Below are 1,427 nucleotides of genomic sequence, written 5' to 3' on the forward strand. Positions count from 1 at the left end.
GATCGTGTCCCGCGGCGTGGTGTAGCTGGCGGCATTGGTCGCCGTGCTCTCCGGCATGGGCCGGGCTGATCAGCGCGCCACGGCTGGCAGGCTGATGAGGGGATCATCGCTCATCTGGCTGATCGTTTCCAGGGTCATGTATCTGGCCCGCTGCACTGCCCATTCATCGTTCTGTTCGAGCAGGATTGCGCCGACGAGGCGCACGATCGCATCGTCGTTCGGGAAGATTCCGACGACCTCGGTGCGCCGCTTGATCTCGCCGTTGAGACGCTCGATCGGATTCGTCGAGTGGAGCTTGGCGCGATGTTCCTTCGGGAAGGTCATGTAGGCCAGCACGTCGGGCTCGGCGTCGTCCATGATTGTCGCCAGCTTCGGCACCTTCGGCCGGATCTGGTCGGCGACGGCGCGCCATTGTACGGACGCGGCCTCGGGCGTCTCCTGGGCGAAAGCGGTGGCGATGAAGGCTGAGACGACCCTGCGGCCGCTCTTGCCGGCATGGGCCAGCACGTTCCTCATGAAGTGGACGCGGCACCTCTGCCATGTCGCGCACAGCACTTTGGTGACGGCCGCCTTGATGCCTTCGTGGGCATCGGAGACGACGAGCTTGACGCCACGCAGGCCGCGACGTGTCAGCTTGCGCAGGAACTCCGTCCAGATCGGCTCGGCCTCCGACGTGCCAATCTCCATGCCCAGGACCTCGCGCCGGCCGTCCGCGTTGACGCCAACTGCGACGATGACGGCGACCGAGACGATCCGGCCACCGCGGCGGACCTTCAGGTAGGTGGCGTCGATCCACAGGTAGGGCCAATCGCCCTCGATCGGCCGCTCGAGGAAGGCCTTCACCTTGCCGTCGATCTCCTCGCACAGCCGCGAGACCTGGCTCTTGGAGATGCCGCTCATCCCCATGGCCTTGACCAGGTCGTCAACCGAGCGGGTCGAGATGCCCTGAACATAGGCCTCCTGGATGACGGCGGTCAGCGCCTTCTCGGCCATGCGGCGCGGTTCGAGGAAACCCGGGAAGTAGCTTCCCTTCCTGAGCTTCGGGATGCGCAGCTCGACCGTGCCGGCCCGCGTCTCCCAGTCCCGGTCGCGGTAGCCATTGCGCTGGGCGAGCCGCAGCGGGTTCTTCTCGCCATAGGCGGCGCCGGTGGCCGCGCCCACCTCCATTTCCATCAGCCGCTCGGCGGCAAAGCCGATCATCTCCCGCAGCAGATCGGCATCCGGGGTCTTCTCCACGAGCGTGCGCAGGTTCATCATGTCGTCGGTCATCGGTGGTCCTTCCGAAATGGGGTTGGCGTCAACAACCAAACCCTACCGGAAAGCGCCGATGACCACCGACACGCCGCTCACTCGCTACAGCGCTCCTAACGGCGCGCTCGTGAGCGGCTTCGTAACCGCCGAGCTACACCACCTGATGGGACACGACC

Annotated in this window: 1 protein-coding gene; it reads right to left on the bottom strand. The window is 65.8% G+C overall.

What is annotated here, in order from left to right:
• Positions 1 to 69: 69 nt before the first annotated feature.
• A complete protein-coding gene (locus FJ960_RS29350) occupies positions 70 to 1,269 on the bottom strand; it encodes an IS256 family transposase (RefSeq protein WP_140718568.1) in 1,200 nt (399 codons plus the stop codon).
• Positions 1,270 to 1,427: the final 158 nt, after the last annotated feature.

Origin of the sequence: Mesorhizobium sp. B2-3-11 (assembly GCF_006442215.1) — a bacterium.
Classification (GTDB): Bacteria; Pseudomonadota; Alphaproteobacteria; order Rhizobiales; family Rhizobiaceae; genus Mesorhizobium; species Mesorhizobium salmacidum.